Raw genomic sequence first — 16,815 nt, forward strand, 5'->3', positions numbered from 1 at the left:
GTGTGAGGTCAGTGTTTGGTGGCGCCGCCGTCGACGACGAGCGTCTGTCCGGTGACGAAGGACGCGCCGGGGGAGAGGAAGAAGCGCACCGGCCCGACCAGGTCGTCGACGGTGGCCGGGCGCTTGATGGCCCGATCGGCCACGATGTGGTCCTCGCCGGTCATCAGGTCGCCCGTCATCGGCGTGCGCACCAGGCCGGGGGCGATGGTGTTGACCGTGACGCCCCGCGCCCCGAGTTCCATCGCCAGGCTGCGGGCGAAGCCGATCACCGCCGCCTTGGAGGCGGCGTACGCGGCGACCCCGGCCGGGCCCTTGAAGACGGTGCCCGACGAGAACAGCACGATCCGGCCGTCGTCGGCGATGTGCGGGGCGAACGCCTGACACGTGGCCAGCGTGCCGGCCACGTTCACCTCGAGCACCCGCCGCCAGTCCGCGGAGGGCGTGTCGAGGAACGCTCCCGCGATCATCACGCCGGCGCAGTGCACCAGCGCCTCGACGGCGCCGTCGGCCGCCACCCGGGCGGCGACGTCGGCGAGTTGCATCTCATCGGTGAGGTCGGCGGTGAGGTACCGCACGCCGGGAAGCGGCTGCGCCGGTGCTGCCCGGTCGATCACCACGACGGTGCGGTCGACCGCCAGGTCAGCGGCCAGCCGCGCCCCGATGCCCGACGCGCCGCCCGTCACGACGACGGTGCCGCCACTCATGCCGACCGCCGCTTCACGAGGCGCTCGATGCCGGAGATCGCGAAGTCGAGGAACATCGACATCAGGCCCATGAAGAGCAGGACCGCGAAGGAGTCCGCGACCTGGAAGTTGCTGGTGAGCATGACCAGCCGCTGGCCGAGACCGTAGTACGAGCCGACCATCTCGGACAGGACCGCGCCGAGCACCGCGTAGACCGCGGCGAGCCGCAGCGCGCCTGTGATGGTGGGCAGCGCCGAGGGCATCTCGATCTTGAAGAAGCGCTGGACCGGCGACATGTTCAGCGACCGCGTCAGCTGCATGATGTCGTGGTCGATGCTGCGCAGCGCGCCCAGGGTGGTGGTCAGCATCAGGAAGTAGACGACGCTCGCGGCGACCAGCGCCTTCGGTGCGAAGCCGAGCCCGAACCACAGGATGAAGATCGGGGCGAGGGCGGGGCGCGGGAGCGAGTTCATCAGGGTGAGGAACGGCGTGGTCGCGCGCTCGAGGATCTCCGCTCGGGAGAAGACCACACCGGTGACGATGCCGGCGACGCCGCCGATGGCGAGGCCGGTCATGGCGCCGCCGAAGGTGGCCATCACGTCGGTCCAGAACCGCGGCTCCGAGAGCTGGGTCCAGAAGGCCTTCGCGATCGACCACGGTGAGGAGATGAAGAGCGGGTTGATCCAGTCCTTCGCGGACGCGACCGACCAGACGCCGAGGACGACGACGGTGAAGATCAGGCGCAGCGCCCAGACAGTGGTGGTGCGTCGTCGCCGGCGCGCGCGTTGCTCCGCGAACATCGACGCCTCCATCGCGGCGATCGCGGCGGCGGTGTCCGCGTTGTCGGCGTCGTCGGGGGTGTCACCGGGCCGGAGGGCGTCGGGAGTGAGGGACATGTCGTGCCTTCTCGGTGTGGTCGGATGGGTCAGGACGGGACGTGGGCGCGCAGCGTCTCGATGTCGGCGGGGGAGGCGGCGTGGACGCCGCCGCTCGCCACGATGGTCTGCCCGGTGATGTAGGAGGCCCCGTCGGAACAGAGGAACAGGCAGGCGCGTGCGATGTCCTCGGGGGTCCCGAGCCGACCCAGTGCGACGAAGTGCGCCGCGCGTGCGGCCGTCTCGGATGCTGCGAACCGGGAGGCCTCGGTCACGACGGCCCCGGGCTCCAGGCAGTTGACCCGGATCCCGTCGGAGCCCCACTCCCACGCCATCGTGCGGGTCAGCGAGGCCAGGCCCGCCTTCGCGGCGGCGTACGCCCCGCGCAGGGGGTGTGCGAAGCCGGCGGACGCGGACCCGATGTTCACGATCGCGCCGCCCTGCGCCCGGAGGGCGGGCAGGCAGGCCTTCGCGAGATGGAACGGGCCACTGAGATTGGCCTCGATCGTGGCGTTCCAGGCGTTCGGCGACAGGTCCTCGAGCCGCGCCCCGAAGTTGCCGCCGGCGTTGTTGACGAGGACGTCGATGCGACCGTACTCCTCGAGTGCACGCGCGACGATGGCCTCGGCGGTCTGCGGGTCGCGGACGTTGCCGGTCACGGTGACCGCGCGGCTGCCCGCGGCGCGGATCTGCTCGGCGCGTTCGGTGAGGACCTCCTCCTTGCGCCCGTGCAGGACCAGGTCGGCGCCGGCGCTCGCGAACGCGGCGGCGATCGCGCCGCCGATACCGCCCGTGGCGCCCGTGACCACGACGACGCGCCCGGTGAAGTCGAAGGTGATCCCGCCGGATCCGGCGTGGACTGCGGTGGCTGCCATGGGGCCTCTTTCGAATGTGCGTCGGATCCGGGATGTGTGGTGGATCACGTTCTCCATAACGATCAGCCATCGCCGGTGCTGCGGCAATGGCCCGCCGCCTATCGCCGCGATAGGCGTATGCCGGTGCCCGGCGCCTTGACTTCTGTGGCGCAGATCACGCACGATCGGCACATCGACGCACCGCCGAATCGCCCTCCGTGCAACGGATCCGGGAAACTCGAAGCAGCGTCGACCAGATCCCCGGGGCCAGGCGGTGCTCCGCAGCACTACTTCAGGAGGTACGCGTGGCTTCGCCTGTCGTCCATCAGGTCTCGCACGGAGTCGAGGTCGACTTCGCCCACATCAATCACAGCTTCATTCACGGCGACCACGCGGTGCTGGTGCTCAAGGACTTCAATCTCAACATCCGTCCGTCCGAGTTCATCTCGATCGTCGGACCTTCGGGGTGCGGCAAGACGACGGCGTTGTCGATGGCGGGCGGGCTCGTGGAGCCGCGCTCGGGCAGCGTGCGGCTGGGCGAGAAGTCCGTCGCCGGCGCGTCGGGCGACACCGCCTTCCTGTTCGCCCGGGACGCTGTCCTGCCGTGGCGGAAGGTGCGCGGCAACGTGGAACTGGGGATGGAGGTGCGCGGCGTGCCCAAGGCGGACCGCCGCCGGCGCGCCGATGAGTGGCTGCGCCGCGTCCGCCTCGAGGACTTCGCGGAATCGGACGTGCTGCACCTGTCGCAGGGCATGCGCCAGCGCGTCGCGATCGCCCGGACGCTGGTGCAGAGCCCGCGTCTGGTACTCATGGACGAGCCCTTCGCGGCCCTCGACGCCCAGACCCGCGCGCTGCAGCAGCAGGAGTTCATCCGGCTCTGGGAGCAGGAGCGGCCGACGGTGATCTTCGTGACGCACGACCTGGAGGAGGCGATCCTCCTCAGCGACCGGGTGGTCCTGATGGCCGCCCGGCCGGGACGGATCGTCGCGGACCTGCGCATCGAGCTGCCGCGACCGCGGACGCAGGAGATGCGGCGCACGTCCCCGGAGTTCACAGAATACTTCGAAATGCTCTCCAGCAAGCTGCGGCACGAGGTCGACGCCGCTGACGCCAAGCGCGACGAGGAGGACTGACCGTGACCCGAACCGTACGGACCGGCGACGGTGTCGACGTCGCCTACCGAGTGGTGGGCGACGGTCCCACTCCCGTTCTCCTGCTGCACTCCCTCGCCCTCGACGGGACGTGGTTCGTGCCGATGGCGGAGTCCCTCGGCTCCGGCTACCGCTGTGTGATTCCCGACCTGCGTGGACACGGCCGCAGCGGCGGCGCTGCGGTGGACATCGGCTTGGCGGGCTTCGCCGACGACGCGGTCGCCGTCCTCGACGATCTGGGTATCGAGCGGGCAGCCGTCGTCGGAGTGTCCCTGGGCGGCATGGTGGCGCAGGCACTGGCGGCACGGCACCCCGACCGGTGCTCCGCGGTGGTGCTGATCGCGACCACGGGATCCTTCACCGCGGAGGCGGCCGCGGGCAACGCCGTACGCGCCGAGACGGCCGCGGCCGCCGGCGGCCTGGCATCGCTCGCCGAGTCGACACTGGTCCGCTGGTTCGGCGATCCCGCGACGCGCGGAGAGCGCCTCGACGAGCTCGCGGAACGCGGCCTGCGGCAATTCCTCGCGGGGGATCCGGCGGTACACGCGGCGACGCTGCGGGCCATGCCGTCGGTGCGGGGTTTCGCTGTGCCCCCGTCGATTCCGTCCCTGGTCATCGCCGCCGAGGACGATGCGAGCGTGCCGGCGGCGGCCACCACCGCACTCGCGGAGTCGATCCCCGGCGCGCGCACGGCGACCGTCACCGGCGGGCATCTGGCGCCCTTCGTCGAACCGCAGGCCGTCGCGGACGTCGTCTCGGCCTTCCTCGCCGCGCCTGCCCCCGATGATGCCGGGGCGCTCGAGCGGTGGGTCCGGGGGTGCGCAACCCCCGCGCTCCTGATGACGGTGGCCCACCTGACGGACGATCCGACGGTGCTGCGCGACGACTGGCGCCCCGTGACGGAATCGCTGCCCGCGAGCGGACTGCCGTCCGAGGTCGACGAGGAGATCCGCCGGTTCTGCCTCGACGTCCTGGCCCCGCGCATCGCGGACCGCGCGAACTGGCCCGCCCGTCCCGATACCGCACTGCTCAGCGCGATCGGCGAGTGGGCCCTGGGCCGGCCGGGCGACGAGAACCGGACACTCCTCGAGGCCGCCTTCGTGCCGCCCGGGATCGACCTGCGGGCACCCGACTGGACGGTGAGCGACCTCGTGCCGGACCGTCGCGTGCGTGCCGTCGTCGTGGGGGCCGGCCTGTCGGGCCTGCTCATCGCGCTGCGGCTCAAGCAGGCCGGCATCGACTTCACGCTGTACGACAAGGACGACGACCTCGGCGGCGTGTGGCACGAGAACACCTACCCCGATTGCCGGATCGACGTGCACAGCCACATCTACACCTACTCGTTCTTCCCGCACGACTGGCCCTCGTACTTCTGCCGGCAGGGCGTGATCCACGACTACCTGGCCGCCTTCGCCGACGAGTACGGCATCCGCGAGCACATCGTCTTCGAGACGGAGGTGACGGCCGCCTCCTGGAGCGACGAGGACGGCGAGTGGACGGTCGACACGGTCGCGGCGGACGGCACCGAGCGCAGCGAGCGGGCCGACATCGTCATCTCGGCCGTGGGGCAGCTCAACCGGCCGATGATTCCGCGGATCCCGGGACTCGAGACGTTCGCGGGGCCCGCCTTCCACACCTCCCGCTGGGATCACTCGGTGGATTTCGCGGGCAAGCGCGTCGCACTGATCGGCACCGGCGCGAGCGGCGTGCAGGTGGGGCCCGCGCTGGCCCGCGAGGCCGGACGGCTCACCGTCTTCCAGCGGACCGCGCCCTTCCTGCAACCCACCCCGGAGCTGCGCCGCGACCTCCCGCCGGACGAGCGGGAGGCGCTGCGCGAGCTGCCGCTGTACCGCGCCTACCACCGGCTGTCCATCTTCCTTCCCCGGGTGATCGGCAATCTTGCGACCGCGCAGGTCGATTACGACTTCCCGCCCACGGAGAAATCGGTGAACGCGGCCAGCGAGGAGACGCGGATCCTGCTCACCGACTACCTGCTCTCGCAGGTGGCGGACCGGCCCGATCTCGCCGAGGCGATCGTTCCGGACTATCCCCCGGGCGCCAAGCGCATCATCCGCGACGACGGGACCTGGCTGACCACCCTCAAGCGCGACAACGTCGATCTCGTGACGTGCGGAGTCGAGCGCATCGACGAGACCGGCATCTGGACGTCCGACGGCCGGCACATCGACGCGGACGTGATCGTCTTCGGCACCGGCTTCAAGGCCTCCGACTACCTCATGCCGATGAAGATCACCGGGCGCGGGGGCAAGGACCTGCACGAGACCTGGGGGGCGAACGCCTGCGCGTACTACGGGATGACGGTGCCGGGCTTCCCCAACATGTTCTGCATGTACGGGCCGAACACCGGACTGCTGCTGCACGGCAACGTCGCCTTCTTCATCGAGTGCGCGTCGATGTACATCCTGAGCGCGATCCGGTCCCTCGTCGAATCCGGGCACCGGGGAATGGATCTGCGCCCCGACGTCTACGCCGACTACCGGGACGAGGTCTACGAGGCCAGCCGCCACCTCGTGTGGAGCTGGTCGAAGACCCATAGCTGGTACCAGAACGCGGAAGGGCACTCGACGGTCATGTGGCCGCTCTCCGCGCACCGCTACGTCGCGGGTACGCACGCGGTGAACCCCGAAGACTACGAATACATCCGATAGAGAGCGCAGGAGACGCACATGGTCGACGAACAGACGGTCACGATCAACGATCTGCCCACCCGGTACCTCGCCGGCGGCCCGGACGGGGCCCCGGTCGTCGTCTTCATCCATGAGGGCGGTTTCGGTGCCTCGTCGGACGTCAGCTGGCGGGACATGCTCGAACGGGCCGCCGCCGATCATCGCGTGGTCGCGCCGGATCTGCTGGGGTACGGCGGCACCGCGAAGGTCACCCGCTTCGACGAGGCGCCCTTCGGAATGCGGCTGCGGCACGTCTTCGCGCTGCTCGATCACCTCGGGGTCGAGGAACCGGTGCACTTGGTGGGGCACTGCTTCGGCGGGTCCGTGGTCCTGCGCGGCCTCCCCGACGCCGCGCTCGCGCAGCGGATCGCGTCCGCCACGGTCATCAACGGGACGGGCGGCCCCTACCGCACGGCCGTGACCGCCGAGCTCGGGAAGTTCGACGGCACCGTCGAATCGCTCACGCGGATCGAGCTGCTCAGCGCGGGGGAGTTCGACGGATTCGACGAGTACATCGCGCGCCGATTCGAGCGGGCGTGCGCGCCCGGGCATTTCGCGGCTCTGGCGTCGGCTCGTACGCCCGTGCCGGAAGCCTTGGTGACCCCCCGGCCCGCCGACGACTGGCCCGGTGCGCTCCGTGGAACCTCCACGCCGCTGATGCTCGTCGCCGGCAAGCGCGACGAGTTGCTCGAGCCGGACTGGATGGATCACTTCGCCGAGGTGCGCCCCGACGTCAGGACGGAGTGGATCGACGCGAAGCATTCGCCGAACATCACCCATCCGCAGCAGACGTGGGACCTGATCGCCGACTTCGTCGGAACCGTTCGATGACGGACGACCCGCATCGCCCGGTGCCGCCGGGTGGGGTGGACTACGGCGCCCTCTTCCGGGCCGACGGCCGGCGGTACGCCGTGCTCGGCGCGGGCGCCGGTATCGGGGAGCACGTCGCGCGGACGCTCCACGCGCTGGGCGCCGAGGTGCTGTGCGTCGACATCGACGGTGCCGGCGCGGCCCGGGTGGCGGACGAGCTCGGGGGCCTGCACGTGCAGGCTGATGTGAGCACCGAGGAGGGGGTCGACGCCGTCGCGGCCGTTGCGGAGGGTGAGTTCGGTGGCCTGGACGGCTACGTCGACGTCATCGGGCGGATGACCCGCAAGCCCCTCGATCGGTTCACGCGCGAGGACTGGGAGCGGGACATGGCGGTGAATCTGACCCACGCCTTCCTCGCTGGTCGCCGACTGGGGGCGATGATCGCCGCCCGCGGCACCGGCGGCTCCATCGTGCACGTGTCGAGCCTCAGCGCGGAGCGTGCGGGCACGTACGCCCCCGCGTACGGGGTCGCCAAGGCGGCGCTGAACCTGTGGACCAAGACGCTGGCGGCCGAGCTGGGGCCCGCGAACGTGCGGGTGAACGCGGTCGCGCCGGGCCTGTTCCTCTCGCCGCGGGTCGCCGACCTCGATCCGAGCGGCTCGCTCGCACGCAACTTCGGCGCCCACACCATGCTCGGCCGGCTGGGACAGCCCTACGAGGTGGCGGCCACCGTCGGATTCCTGATGACGCCTGCGGCCGCGTACGTGACCGGGACGACGGTGGCGGTCGATGGCGGTACCGGTGCCACGGATCAGATGGGGCTGTAGTCCGGCTCCCGTTCGCATCGGGGCCGGACATAGGATCGATCGGGCAGGTGTCGGTCTCGGAGGTGGTGGATGAGGTTCGAGCAACTCCGCTACTTCGAGGCGGCGGTGCGGACCGGCTCGTTCCGCCAGGCGGCGCGCGAACTGGGAGTCTCTCAGCCGACCATCACCAGCCAGGTGCAGCGGCTCGAGGAGGATCTGGGCCTGGTCCTGCTCCGGCGGGGTGCCAGCGGGGTGCGGGCGACCGACGCCGCGGAGCGCATCCTGCCGCACGCCCGCGCCGCGATCCGGGCGGAGGTGCTCCTGCGGCAGGAGGCCAGCGCGATCGACGGCCTGCACATGGGGACGGCGCGGCTCGCGACGGTGAACACCGGCAGCATGCTCGTGCTGCCGGCCGTCGTGCGCAAGCTGCACGCGGACCATCCGCGGATCTGCTTCGAGGTGACGGAGGACGGTTCGGGCCCGGTCGCCGAGGGCGTGGTCAAGGGCAGCTACGACATGGGCCTCGTCACCCGGCTGGGTGAGGAGCTCTACGAGCCCGATCATCTGCGCCACATCGATCTGATGTTCGGCCGACTGGTGTTGTGCGTGCCGGACGCCCATCCACTCGCGAACAGTACGACCTTCGATCCCGACGCCTTGGACGGGGAGCGCTTCGTCACCTATCGCGAGGGCAGTGCGCTTCGTGAGGCGTTGGCCCGGTTGACCGCCGGCCGGCGGGCCGACATCGTCTACGTCACCGACGGCGCGGAGACCGCGCAGCGCATGGTGCGGGAGGGCATCGGCATCTCGATCGCCAACACCCTCGCGACGTCGACGGTGAGCGGGAACGGCGTCACGCTGATCCCGCTTCCCTACGACTGGGCGTTCGCGCGGCTGTCGGCGGTGGTGCGCGCCGGCGAGCTGCACAGCCCGATCGTGCAGCTGCTCCTGGCCGAGATGAAGGCGATCGTGAAGAACGGCGGCACGCCCGCGGGTCGGTGAGCCTGGAGCCTCGGGTCCGACATCGGTCTCGGGGCCGACGTCCCGCTTCCCCGGAGACGACGGTTCCCGCCACCCTCGTGGGGTGACGGGAACCCGTGGTGCGCCGCCGCACCCTCACCACCGCACCGTCAGGCGCGGGCCCACTCCGGGACGGCTGTCTCGAACGTGACCTGTCCCTGCTTGATGGTGCCGTTACCGATCGCCACGCCGATCAGCCGGTCGATGCCGTCCCGCGAGACCTTGAGGTTCGGCTTGAAGCCCGCCATCTGCACGTTCACGAAATGCTCGATGAAGCCCTCGGCGATCGCCGGGCTCTTCCCGCCCAGGGCCTCCTTGTTGAGGAGCGCAGCGGCCTTGGAACGGTTGTCCTTGATCCAGTTCGCCGCCGCCTCGAGCGCCGCGAGCCACGCGGTCACGGCGTCCTTGTTCTGGGCGAGGAAGGCCTGGTTCGTCACCAGCCCTCCGATGGGCTGCAGGCGCAGCACGTCCGGCACGCCGTCGGCGCCGAAGTCGATCATGATCCTCCCGCCCGTCTGCTCGGCGATCAGCCGGGCCCCGGTCCAGGACATGCCGACGTAGGCGTCGATCTTGCCGGCCTGCATCTGTGCGATCGCGGGGGTGGTCTGGCCGATGGCGAGCGGTGTGACGTCGGTGTACTGCATGCCGGCCTGCGCCAGCGCCAGCTTGAGCACCGTGTCCGCGCCGGCGCCGATGGCGGTCACGCCGATGGTCTTTCCGCGCAGGGAGCGCATCTTCTCCTCGTAGCTCGCCGACTCGGGCGGCCAGCCGTCTCCCTTCTTCACGACGATCGTGTACGGCGACGTGTTCATCCGCATGCCGACGATCTGCGGACGTGAGCCCTCCGCGGTGTTGGCGAACGCGCCGAGGGTGACGGTCGTGTCCTGGCCGGTCAGGTTGACCTGGTTGGCGACCAGCATCTGCAGCCCCTGGACGCTGCTCGTCGGGTAGAGGTACTGGTTCACGTCGAGGTTGTAGGCGGCGAGGATCTTCTCCTCCAGGGCGACCATGTCCATCAGGTAGGTGTCCAGCTTCGCGGAGGAGATCGTGGCCTTCGTGAGCTTGGGCGCGGCGCCCGCGGACGTCATGCCGCCGGGCGCGCCCGAAGGGCCGGAGCCGCAGGCCGAGAGAACGGTACCCGCGCCGACCGCGACGGCCGAGGCACCGAACATCTGCAGAAGGCCTCGACGCGAGAGGCGCGCAGCGGCGGCGTCCTCGACGAACCGGAAGCGAGCTGACATGGAAGTCCCCTTGATCTTTGACGTTTTCACCCGGCGACCAGCCGGGTGCCCACGAGTGTGCCGTGAGTCACACCGGCCGGGAAGATTCACGGACGTGGCACTGTGATCAGCCGCGGCTATCACCGGCGACTCCGCCTGCCCGGGCGCCCGGGCTTTCACGGCGATAGCCGCCCGAGGGTTCGCCGGGACCGGGCGGCCACCTAGTGTGCACCTCATGAAAGCAGTGCAGATCACAACCCTCGACGGTCCCGGTTCGCTTCGGACGCGCGAGGTTCCGGCCCCGTCGGCGGGCGCGCAGAAGGTCCTCATCGACGTGCACGCCGCGGGGATCTCGTTCCCCGAGGTGCTCCAGTCCCGTGGCCTGTACCAGGTCAAGCCCGACCTCCCGTTCACCCCCGGGGCCGAGGTGGCGGGGGTGGTCGCGGAGGCGCCGGACGGTGCCGGCGTGGCGGTGGGGGACCGGGTGGCGGCCCTGCCCTTCCTCGGTGGGTTCGCCGAGCAGGTCGCCTGCCCCGTGGACGCGGTCTTCCGGATCCCCGATGCGCTCTCCTTCGAGGCGGCGGCCGCCGTTCCGTTCAACTACTTGACGGCGCACTTCGCGCTGCTGCGGCGCGGCCGGATGACGCCCGGTGAATCGGTGCTGGTGCACGGTGCGGCCGGCGGGGTCGGTACCGCCGCGGTCCAGGTGGCGAAGGGCTTCGGTGCGGGCCGCGTCATCGCGGTCACCTCGACCGCGGAGAAGGGCGCGGCCGCGATCGCCGCGGGCAGCGACGACTACGTCCTCGCCGACGGCTTCCGCGACGCGGTGAAGGAACTCACCGGGGGCCGGGGTGTGGACCTCGTCGTCGACACCGTCGGCGGAGACCGTTTCACCGACTCGCTGCGGTCGCTGGCCGCGGACGGCCGGATGCTGGTGGTCGGCTTCACCGGCGGTTCCATCCCGGAGGTGAAGGTCAACCGTCTGCTCCTCAACAATCTCGACGTCGTGGGCGTGGGCTGGGGCGCGTACGCACTGGCCCGTCCGGGCTACCTGCAGGGCCAGTGGGCGGAGATGCTGCCGAAGCTCGAATCGGGCGCGATCGCGCCGGCGATCGGCGAGGTCTACTCCATGGACCGGATCACCGACGCGCTCACCGCCATCGACGAGCGACGGGCCGTCGGCAAGCTCGTCCTGCGCGTCCGGGAGGGATAGCCCGCGGCCGGGCTCCGAGCCGGTGCGCCGTCAGCGCATCGGACGGAGCCCGGCGCGGACCTCCGCGACGAACGTCTCCGGTCGTTCCAGCGCGGCGAAGTGGCCGCCGTGCGCGGGTTCGTTCCAGTAGACGATGTTGGGGAAGCGGCGCCGTGCCCAGTGCTCCGGCGGCCGGACGATGTCGCGGGGGAAGACGCTGCACGCGACCGGCAGGTCCGTGCTGATCCCCGGCGCCTTCCCCCAGCTCTCCCAGTAGAGGCGCGCCGAGGACGCCGCCGTGGCGGGGAGCCAGTACAGCATGATGGTGTCGATCAGCGCGTCCGGCGTGATGACGGTGAACGGATCCCCGTCGCAGTCGCTCCACTGGCGGAACTTCTCGAAGATCCACATCGCCTGCCCCACTGGGGAATCGGTCAGCGCGTAGCCCAGGGTCTGCGGTCGGGTGGCCTGGAGAGCCGAGTAGCCGTGTTCCGTCGTCGCGTACTCCTGCATGGCCGCGAGGGCGTCCCGCTCGCGGGGCGTCGGATCGGCGAGCTCCGCGTCAGTGGGCCGAGCGTTGACCATGGTCAGGTGGATGCCCACGACCGCCGGGTCCCCGGTCGCCGCGATCGCAGCGGAGACGGTCGCTCCCCAGTCGCCTCCCTGGGCGGCGAAGCGTTCGTACCCCAGCCGCTTCATCAGGGTGATCCACGCCGCGGCGATGCGCTCGACGGGCCAGCCCTGCCGTGGTCGCTCGGAGAAGCCGAATCCCGGGAGGGACGGGACGACGACGTGCATGGCGTCCCGGGGGTCGCCCCCGTGCGCGCGGGGATCGCGCAGCGGGTCGATGACCTCGAGGAACTCGGTCACCGATCCCGGCCAGCCGTGCGTCATGATCACCGGGAGCGCGTCCGGCTCGGGCGAGCGTGCGTGCAGGAAATGGATCCCGGCACCGTCGACCTCGGTCCAGTACTGCCCGATCGCGTTGAGCCGGGCCTCGCACGCGCGCCAGTCGTAGTGCCGGCGCCAGTGGTCGACGAGGTGCATCGCCTGATCGAGGGGAACGCCCTGGTCCCAGCCGGGGGCGGTCGCCGCGTCGGGCCAGCGGGTGCGCGCGAGTCGCGACTGCAGGTCGTCGAGATCGGCCTGCGGGACATGCAGTTCCGCACGCAGGACGGCACCGTCGTCGGACGGGCCGGTGCCGGGGGACAGGACGAGCATCGGGGCCCCTTTCACGGGTGACACGTATCCGGCCAGTCTGGCGACGCGGCACCGGGCCGCCAACGTCTTCGTGCCTATCACGCCGATAGCGCGACCGAGCCGCGGACGGGTTCCGGGCCGATAGCCGTCGTCGATCACTGTGCCAAGCCCGGTCGTCTTCCCCGGGGAACCGGCGGTGCCGCAGACTCGTGACGACGGGCGGTCCGACGGTTTCCGCCCTTCCTGCGGAGGTGAATGGCGCGTGAACGTGCACAGCTCGAAGGCCGGTCGATGACGGGCGGCGAAGGTGCGGGCGCGGCGTCGCCGCCGGTCGGCACCCGCATGGCGAGAGTGGTCGGCAAGGACGTCGTCGCCGACGGTGTGGTCCGGCTCCGCCTGAGCGACCCCGAGGGGCAACGCCTGCCGGACTGGAATCCGGGTGCGCACATCGACCTCGTGCTGCCGGTCCGCGAGGGTGAGACGATCGCGCGCCAGTACTCGCTCTGCGGTGATCGCTGGAACGCCGGCACCTACGAGGTGGCGGTCCTGCGGGAGCGGGAGTCGCGGGGAGGATCGCACTACGTCCACGACCGGCTCGCGGTCGGCGACCTGCTGGGCATCAGCTCGCCCCGGAACAACTTCGGGCTCGCCCCCGCCCGCGGTTACACGTTCGTCGCCGGCGGCATCGGCATCACGCCGATCGTCACCATGATCGCCGCGGCGGAACAGCAGGGTATTCCGTGGCGGCTGCTCTACGGTGGACGATCGCGCCGGTCGATGGCCTTCCTCGACCGGTTGGCGGCGTACGGGGACCGGGTCACCGTCTGGCCCGAGGACGAACGGGGCCTGCTCGACCTGACCGTTCTCGACGAGCCCGCGGAACTGTCGAAGGTGTACTGCTGTGGGCCGGGCCCGCTCCTGGACGCCGTCCGCGCCGCGACGGTGCGCTGGCCCGAGCAGGACGTGCGGTTCGAACGGTTCGTGGCGGCGGTGGCCGAGCCGCCGGTCCGCTCGGGGCCGTTCACGATCGAACTGCGGCAGTCCGGCAGGACGCTCACCGTACGGCCCCAGGAATCGATTCTCGATGTGCTCAGCGGCGCGGGGGTCACCGTCGTCTCGTCCTGTCAGGCGGGCGTCTGCGGGACGTGCGAGGTCCCCGTCCTCGCCGGCGTCCCGGACCACCGCGACTCACTGCTCACCGACGCCGAACGAGCCCGGGGCGACCGGATCTTCGCCTGCGTGTCCCGTTCCGCCAGCGACACGCTCGTACTCGACCTCTAGGGGAAATCATGTCGAACTGCCCAGTGACCGGCGCACCGGCCGGCGTCGCCGTTCTCGACGACGACCCGTTCTCGTCCGACTCGCTCGCGGACCCGCAACGCTTCCAGGAACGACTCCGCGAGGCCGGGCCGGTCGCCTATCTGTCGAAGTACGGCGTGTACGCGATCGGCCGGTACCGGGAGGCGCGGGAGGCACTGGCGAACTGGCAGGACCTGATCTCCGGCCGGGGCGTCGGCCTCTACGAGGCGGAGGAGATCCGCGGCGGCATCCTCCAGCTCGATCCGCCGCAGCACGACGCCCCGCGCGAGGTCCTGCAGTCGGTGATGTCCGCGCGGGTGCTGAAGGCGATGACGGAAGACTGCCGGATGATCGCCGAGACCCTGGTGGACGGGCTCTGCGAGCGCGTCGACGAGGACGGCTGCATCGACGTCGACGGATACGCGGAGGTCGCGAAGGTCTTCCCGGTCGACTTCTTCCCGAAGGCCGCCGGCATCGGTGAGGAGGGACGCGAGAACCTCCTGCCCTACGCGGACCACACCTTCAACACGACGGGGCCGCGCAACGAGCTCACCCGGCGGGGTGAGGAGGGCGCCGCGGAGCGCCTCGCCTGGGCCGTGAGCAAGTGCCAGCGCGACGCCCTGGAGCCGCAGGGCTTCGGTGCCGACATCTGGGCCGCCGTCGACCGCGGTGACCTGCTGCCCGAGCAGGCCCCGTCGATCGTCATCACTCAGCTCAACGCGGGCGTCGACACCACCGTGTACGGCATCGCGGGCCTGCTCTACGCGTTGGCGACGAATCCCGATCAATGGGCGCGCCTGCGGGCCGAGCCGCGACTGGCGCGGGTCGCCTTCGAGGAGGCCCTCCGCTGGGAGTCGCCGGTGCAGTTCCTGTTCCGCAAGGCCGAGCGGGACATCGACGTCTCGGGCGTCACCGTTCCCGCCGGCGCGCGGGTCATGATCGCGTACGGCGCCGCGAACCGCGATCCCCGCCGCTGGGACGACCCCGATCGGTTCGATCTCGGGCGGGACCCGTCGGGGCATCTCGCCTTCGGCATGGGCATCCACCAGTGCGTGGGCCAGCACGCGGCGCGGCTGCAGGCCGAGGTCCTGCTCGAAGTACTGACGGAGCGCGTCGAGAGCCTGGCGGTGACCGGCCCGCTCGGTCGGCACCACAACAACGCTCTGCGCGGCTGGGGCGCGATTCCGATGCGGTGGCGTCTGTCCGGATCGAGTAGCGCGGCCCGCTGAGTCGAGTAGTCCGCCACGCTATCGGCGTGGCCGCGGCGTCGGTTGACTGAGGGGACCAGCAGCCGCTCGTCGAAGGACGCCATCATGAGCACTCGGTCAGCCCGGAGCAGTCGTCGTCCCCACGGTGCGCGCGTCCACGTCGCGGCCGCGGCGTTCGGAGCCGTCGTCGTCTGCGGCACGCTCGGCGTCGCGTCGCCCGCGGCGGCCGTGCCGTCGGGCGGTGATCAGGTGCTGTGCGCGGTGGGACAGCCGTGCATCTACAACCTCTACCAAACGGGGACCACCATCGTGATCGAGTGGCGAGGCGATCAGGACTGGGACGGCTACAACTTCCGGTGGAGCCGCTCGGGACGAGCGGAGACGCAGTTCGCGCTGTCCGGTGGCCGTTCCGGGAGTTTTCGGATCAACAACGTGAACCCGGGCATGAGGTACACGGTGAAGGTCCAGGGCTGCGAGACGCACTTCCTGAGCAGTTCGACGTGCTCGCCGTGGGAGGTCGCCTCGATCACCACCCGGCCCGACCTGCCGTACGGCCCCGACACCTGTAAGCAGGGCTTCGTCTGGCGCGAGGCGCGGCCCTCCGATCACGTCTGCGTGACACCGTCGACCCGGAGTGCGACGGCCGAGGAGAACCGGCTCGCGTCGTCCCGCAGGCAGCCGGGCGGCGGCGCCTACGGGCCCGACACCTGTCGGCAGGGCTTCGTCTGGCGGGAGGCGTACACCGGCGACGTCGTCTGCGTGAGCCCGGCGTCGCGTGCGCAGGCCCGTGCGGACAACGCGGCGGCGCCCAGCCGCCGGGTGCTCGGTTGACCCGCTCCCGCGGCCGCTCCCGATCTCCGAGGGATCAGGGTAGGAGGGGCAGGACCTCGGCGTGCAGGCGCTCCATCTGCTCCCGGTCCTCCGCCACGCCGGCACCCATCGGGTTGAGCAGCACCGTCTGTGCGCCCGCGGAGACCACCTCGGCCAGCCCGTCCGCGACCTGCTCGGGCGTGCCGGTCACCGCGACGTCGCCGAACCGCTCGGCGAGCCCGCCGTAGATCCGGCGCAACCCCTCGCCGGCCAGACGGTGCGCCCGGTCGGGATCGTCGTCGACGACGAGGTAGACGCGCTTGCCGATGCGGAATCGGGCCTCGTCCCGTTCCTGGCGGGCGAGCTCGTCCCGGATGGTGGCGACCGCCCCGCGGAAGTGCGCTGTGGTCGACGACCCGGCGCCCATGAAGCCGTCGCCGAGACGCACGGCGCGGGCGAGGGCCTTCGCGGCACCCCCGCCGAACCACAGGGGCGGGTGCGGCCGCTGCACGGGCTTCAACGGGATCGAGATCCCGTCCGCGTCGCGGAAGCGCCCGTGGAAGGTGACCGTCGGGTCGTCCGCCCACGCCGCCTTCATGAGCTCGATGCCCTCGGTGTACGAGGCGATGAAGGTCTCGCGGGCGACGCCGAAGGCGGCGAACGGCCGGAAGTCGCCGCCCGAACCCACTCCGAGGTCGAGGCGCCCGTGGCTGATCCGGTCGACCGAGGTGGCCGCGGAGGCCAGCTGCAACGGATCGTGCAGGGAGGAGACGATCACCGCCACCCCGAGGCGCAACCGGCTCGTGCACGCGGCGGCCCACGACAGCAGTTCGAGTGGAGCGAGCATCGCGGCGCCGCCCACCGTCTGCTCGGACGTCCACGCCGCGTCGAAGCCGAGCTCCTCCGCGCGGACCAGATAGTCGCGGACACCGTCGGAATCGAAGGCGCCGTCGAGGATCTGCGGAATCGAGACGGAGTAGGTCACGGAAGTCATGGCGTC

15 protein-coding genes are annotated in these 16,815 nt (G+C 71.0%); 9 read left to right on the plus strand and 6 right to left on the minus strand.

Features of this window, described 5'->3' with window-relative positions; translation table 11 throughout:
• Positions 1–8 precede the first annotated feature (8 nt).
• The 3 genes from AC21LY_RS11820 to AC21LY_RS11830 are packed head-to-tail and all read right to left on the minus strand — an operon-like array spanning position 9 to position 2,433.
• Positions 9–704, minus strand: coding sequence for an SDR family NAD(P)-dependent oxidoreductase (locus tag AC21LY_RS11820; protein WP_489046664.1), 696 nt, complete (start codon positions 702–704; stop codon positions 9–11).
• A complete protein-coding gene (locus AC21LY_RS11825; protein WP_489046665.1) occupies positions 701–1,579 on the minus strand; it encodes an ABC transporter permease in 879 nt (292 codons plus the stop codon). The genes AC21LY_RS11820 and AC21LY_RS11825 overlap by 4 nt, the downstream gene beginning before the upstream one ends.
• Positions 1,580–1,608: 29 nt before the next feature.
• Positions 1,609–2,433, minus strand: coding sequence for an SDR family NAD(P)-dependent oxidoreductase (locus AC21LY_RS11830; RefSeq protein ID WP_489046666.1), 825 nt, complete (start codon positions 2,431–2,433; stop codon positions 1,609–1,611).
• 284 nt (positions 2,434–2,717) lie between these two features.
• Here AC21LY_RS11830 and AC21LY_RS11835 point away from each other — a divergent pair, with 284 nt between their 5' ends.
• The 5 genes from AC21LY_RS11835 (at position 2,718) to AC21LY_RS11855 (ending at position 8,868) form a co-directional block, all read left to right on the plus strand.
• Positions 2,718–3,545: an ABC transporter ATP-binding protein gene (locus AC21LY_RS11835; protein WP_489046667.1), complete on the plus strand. Its 828-nt coding sequence runs from the start codon at positions 2,718–2,720 to the stop codon at positions 3,543–3,545.
• Between the two features lie 2 nt (positions 3,546–3,547).
• Positions 3,548–6,232, plus strand: a complete 2,685-nt coding sequence (locus AC21LY_RS11840; protein ID WP_489046668.1) for an alpha/beta fold hydrolase — start codon at positions 3,548–3,550, stop codon at positions 6,230–6,232.
• 18 nt (positions 6,233–6,250) lie between these two features.
• Positions 6,251–7,081 (plus strand): alpha/beta fold hydrolase, encoded by an 831-nt coding sequence (locus AC21LY_RS11845; protein ID WP_489046669.1) that lies wholly within the window; start codon positions 6,251–6,253, stop codon positions 7,079–7,081.
• Positions 7,078–7,887, plus strand: coding sequence for an SDR family NAD(P)-dependent oxidoreductase (locus tag AC21LY_RS11850; protein WP_489046670.1), 810 nt, complete (start codon positions 7,078–7,080; stop codon positions 7,885–7,887). Before AC21LY_RS11845 ends, AC21LY_RS11850 begins: the two co-directional genes overlap by 4 nt.
• A 69-nt stretch (positions 7,888–7,956) precedes the next feature.
• Complete coding sequence (locus tag AC21LY_RS11855) at positions 7,957–8,868, plus strand: LysR family transcriptional regulator (RefSeq protein WP_489046671.1); 912 nt, start codon at positions 7,957–7,959, stop codon at positions 8,866–8,868.
• Between the two features lie 128 nt (positions 8,869–8,996).
• Here AC21LY_RS11855 and AC21LY_RS11860 read toward each other — a convergent pair whose 3' ends face one another.
• The gene (locus AC21LY_RS11860; protein WP_489046672.1) at positions 8,997–10,127 is read right to left on the minus strand and encodes an ABC transporter substrate-binding protein; all 1,131 of its coding nucleotides are present in this window, start codon (positions 10,125–10,127) and stop codon (positions 8,997–8,999) included.
• A gap of 214 nt (positions 10,128–10,341) precedes the next feature.
• Here AC21LY_RS11860 and AC21LY_RS11865 point away from each other — a divergent pair, with 214 nt between their 5' ends.
• Positions 10,342–11,319 (plus strand): NADPH:quinone oxidoreductase family protein, encoded by a 978-nt coding sequence (locus tag AC21LY_RS11865; RefSeq protein WP_489046673.1) that lies wholly within the window; start codon positions 10,342–10,344, stop codon positions 11,317–11,319.
• A gap of 30 nt (positions 11,320–11,349) precedes the next feature.
• Here the strand turns inward: AC21LY_RS11865 and AC21LY_RS11870 are convergent, their stop codons facing one another.
• Positions 11,350–12,519, minus strand: a complete 1,170-nt coding sequence (locus AC21LY_RS11870) for an epoxide hydrolase family protein (protein WP_489046674.1) — start codon at positions 12,517–12,519, stop codon at positions 11,350–11,352.
• 270 nt (positions 12,520–12,789) lie between these two features.
• On the opposite strand from AC21LY_RS11870, the gene AC21LY_RS11875 reads away from it, so the two are divergent.
• The 3 genes from AC21LY_RS11875 to AC21LY_RS11885 all read left to right on the plus strand — a co-directional run bounded on the left by AC21LY_RS11875 (position 12,790) and on the right by AC21LY_RS11885 (position 15,836).
• Positions 12,790–13,779: a PDR/VanB family oxidoreductase gene (locus AC21LY_RS11875; RefSeq protein WP_489046675.1), complete on the plus strand. Its 990-nt coding sequence runs from the start codon at positions 12,790–12,792 to the stop codon at positions 13,777–13,779.
• A gap of 8 nt (positions 13,780–13,787) precedes the next feature.
• Positions 13,788–15,026 (plus strand): cytochrome P450, encoded by a 1,239-nt coding sequence (locus tag AC21LY_RS11880; RefSeq protein WP_489046676.1) that lies wholly within the window; start codon positions 13,788–13,790, stop codon positions 15,024–15,026.
• Between the two features lie 84 nt (positions 15,027–15,110).
• On the plus strand, positions 15,111–15,836 hold the full coding sequence (locus AC21LY_RS11885) for a fibronectin type III domain-containing protein (protein WP_489046677.1): 726 nt from the start codon (positions 15,111–15,113) through the stop codon (positions 15,834–15,836).
• Positions 15,837–15,870: 34 nt separating this feature from the next.
• Here the strand turns inward: AC21LY_RS11885 and AC21LY_RS11890 are convergent, their stop codons facing one another.
• On the minus strand, positions 15,871–16,800 hold the full coding sequence (locus AC21LY_RS11890; RefSeq protein ID WP_489046784.1) for an LLM class flavin-dependent oxidoreductase: 930 nt from the start codon (positions 16,798–16,800) through the stop codon (positions 15,871–15,873).
• Between the last annotated feature and the right edge of the window lie 15 nt (positions 16,801–16,815).

Source organism: Tsukamurella sp. II2bb (assembly GCF_057815145.1).

Excerpts from the sequence above, each read along its gene's own strand:
- AC21LY_RS11820 (WP_489046664.1), bottom strand. The coding sequence starts at position 704 with ATGAGTGGCGGCACCGTCGTCGTGACGGGCGGCGCGTCGGGCATCGGG.
- AC21LY_RS11825 (WP_489046665.1), bottom strand. The coding sequence starts at position 1,579 with ATGTCCCTCACTCCCGACGCCCTCCGGCCCGGTGACACCCCCGACGAC.
- AC21LY_RS11830 (WP_489046666.1), bottom strand. The coding sequence starts at position 2,433 with ATGGCAGCCACCGCAGTCCACGCCGGATCCGGCGGGATCACCTTCGAC.
- AC21LY_RS11845 (WP_489046669.1), top strand. The coding sequence starts at position 6,251 with ATGGTCGACGAACAGACGGTCACGATCAACGATCTGCCCACCCGGTAC.
- AC21LY_RS11850 (WP_489046670.1), top strand. The coding sequence starts at position 7,078 with ATGACGGACGACCCGCATCGCCCGGTGCCGCCGGGTGGGGTGGACTAC.
- AC21LY_RS11855 (WP_489046671.1), top strand. The coding sequence starts at position 7,957 with ATGAGGTTCGAGCAACTCCGCTACTTCGAGGCGGCGGTGCGGACCGGC.
- AC21LY_RS11860 (WP_489046672.1), bottom strand. The coding sequence starts at position 10,127 with ATGTCAGCTCGCTTCCGGTTCGTCGAGGACGCCGCCGCTGCGCGCCTC.
- AC21LY_RS11865 (WP_489046673.1), top strand. The coding sequence starts at position 10,342 with ATGAAAGCAGTGCAGATCACAACCCTCGACGGTCCCGGTTCGCTTCGG.
- AC21LY_RS11870 (WP_489046674.1), bottom strand. The coding sequence starts at position 12,519 with ATGCTCGTCCTGTCCCCCGGCACCGGCCCGTCCGACGACGGTGCCGTC.
- AC21LY_RS11875 (WP_489046675.1), top strand. The coding sequence starts at position 12,790 with ATGACGGGCGGCGAAGGTGCGGGCGCGGCGTCGCCGCCGGTCGGCACC.
- AC21LY_RS11880 (WP_489046676.1), top strand. The coding sequence starts at position 13,788 with ATGTCGAACTGCCCAGTGACCGGCGCACCGGCCGGCGTCGCCGTTCTC.
- AC21LY_RS11885 (WP_489046677.1), top strand. The coding sequence starts at position 15,111 with ATGAGCACTCGGTCAGCCCGGAGCAGTCGTCGTCCCCACGGTGCGCGC.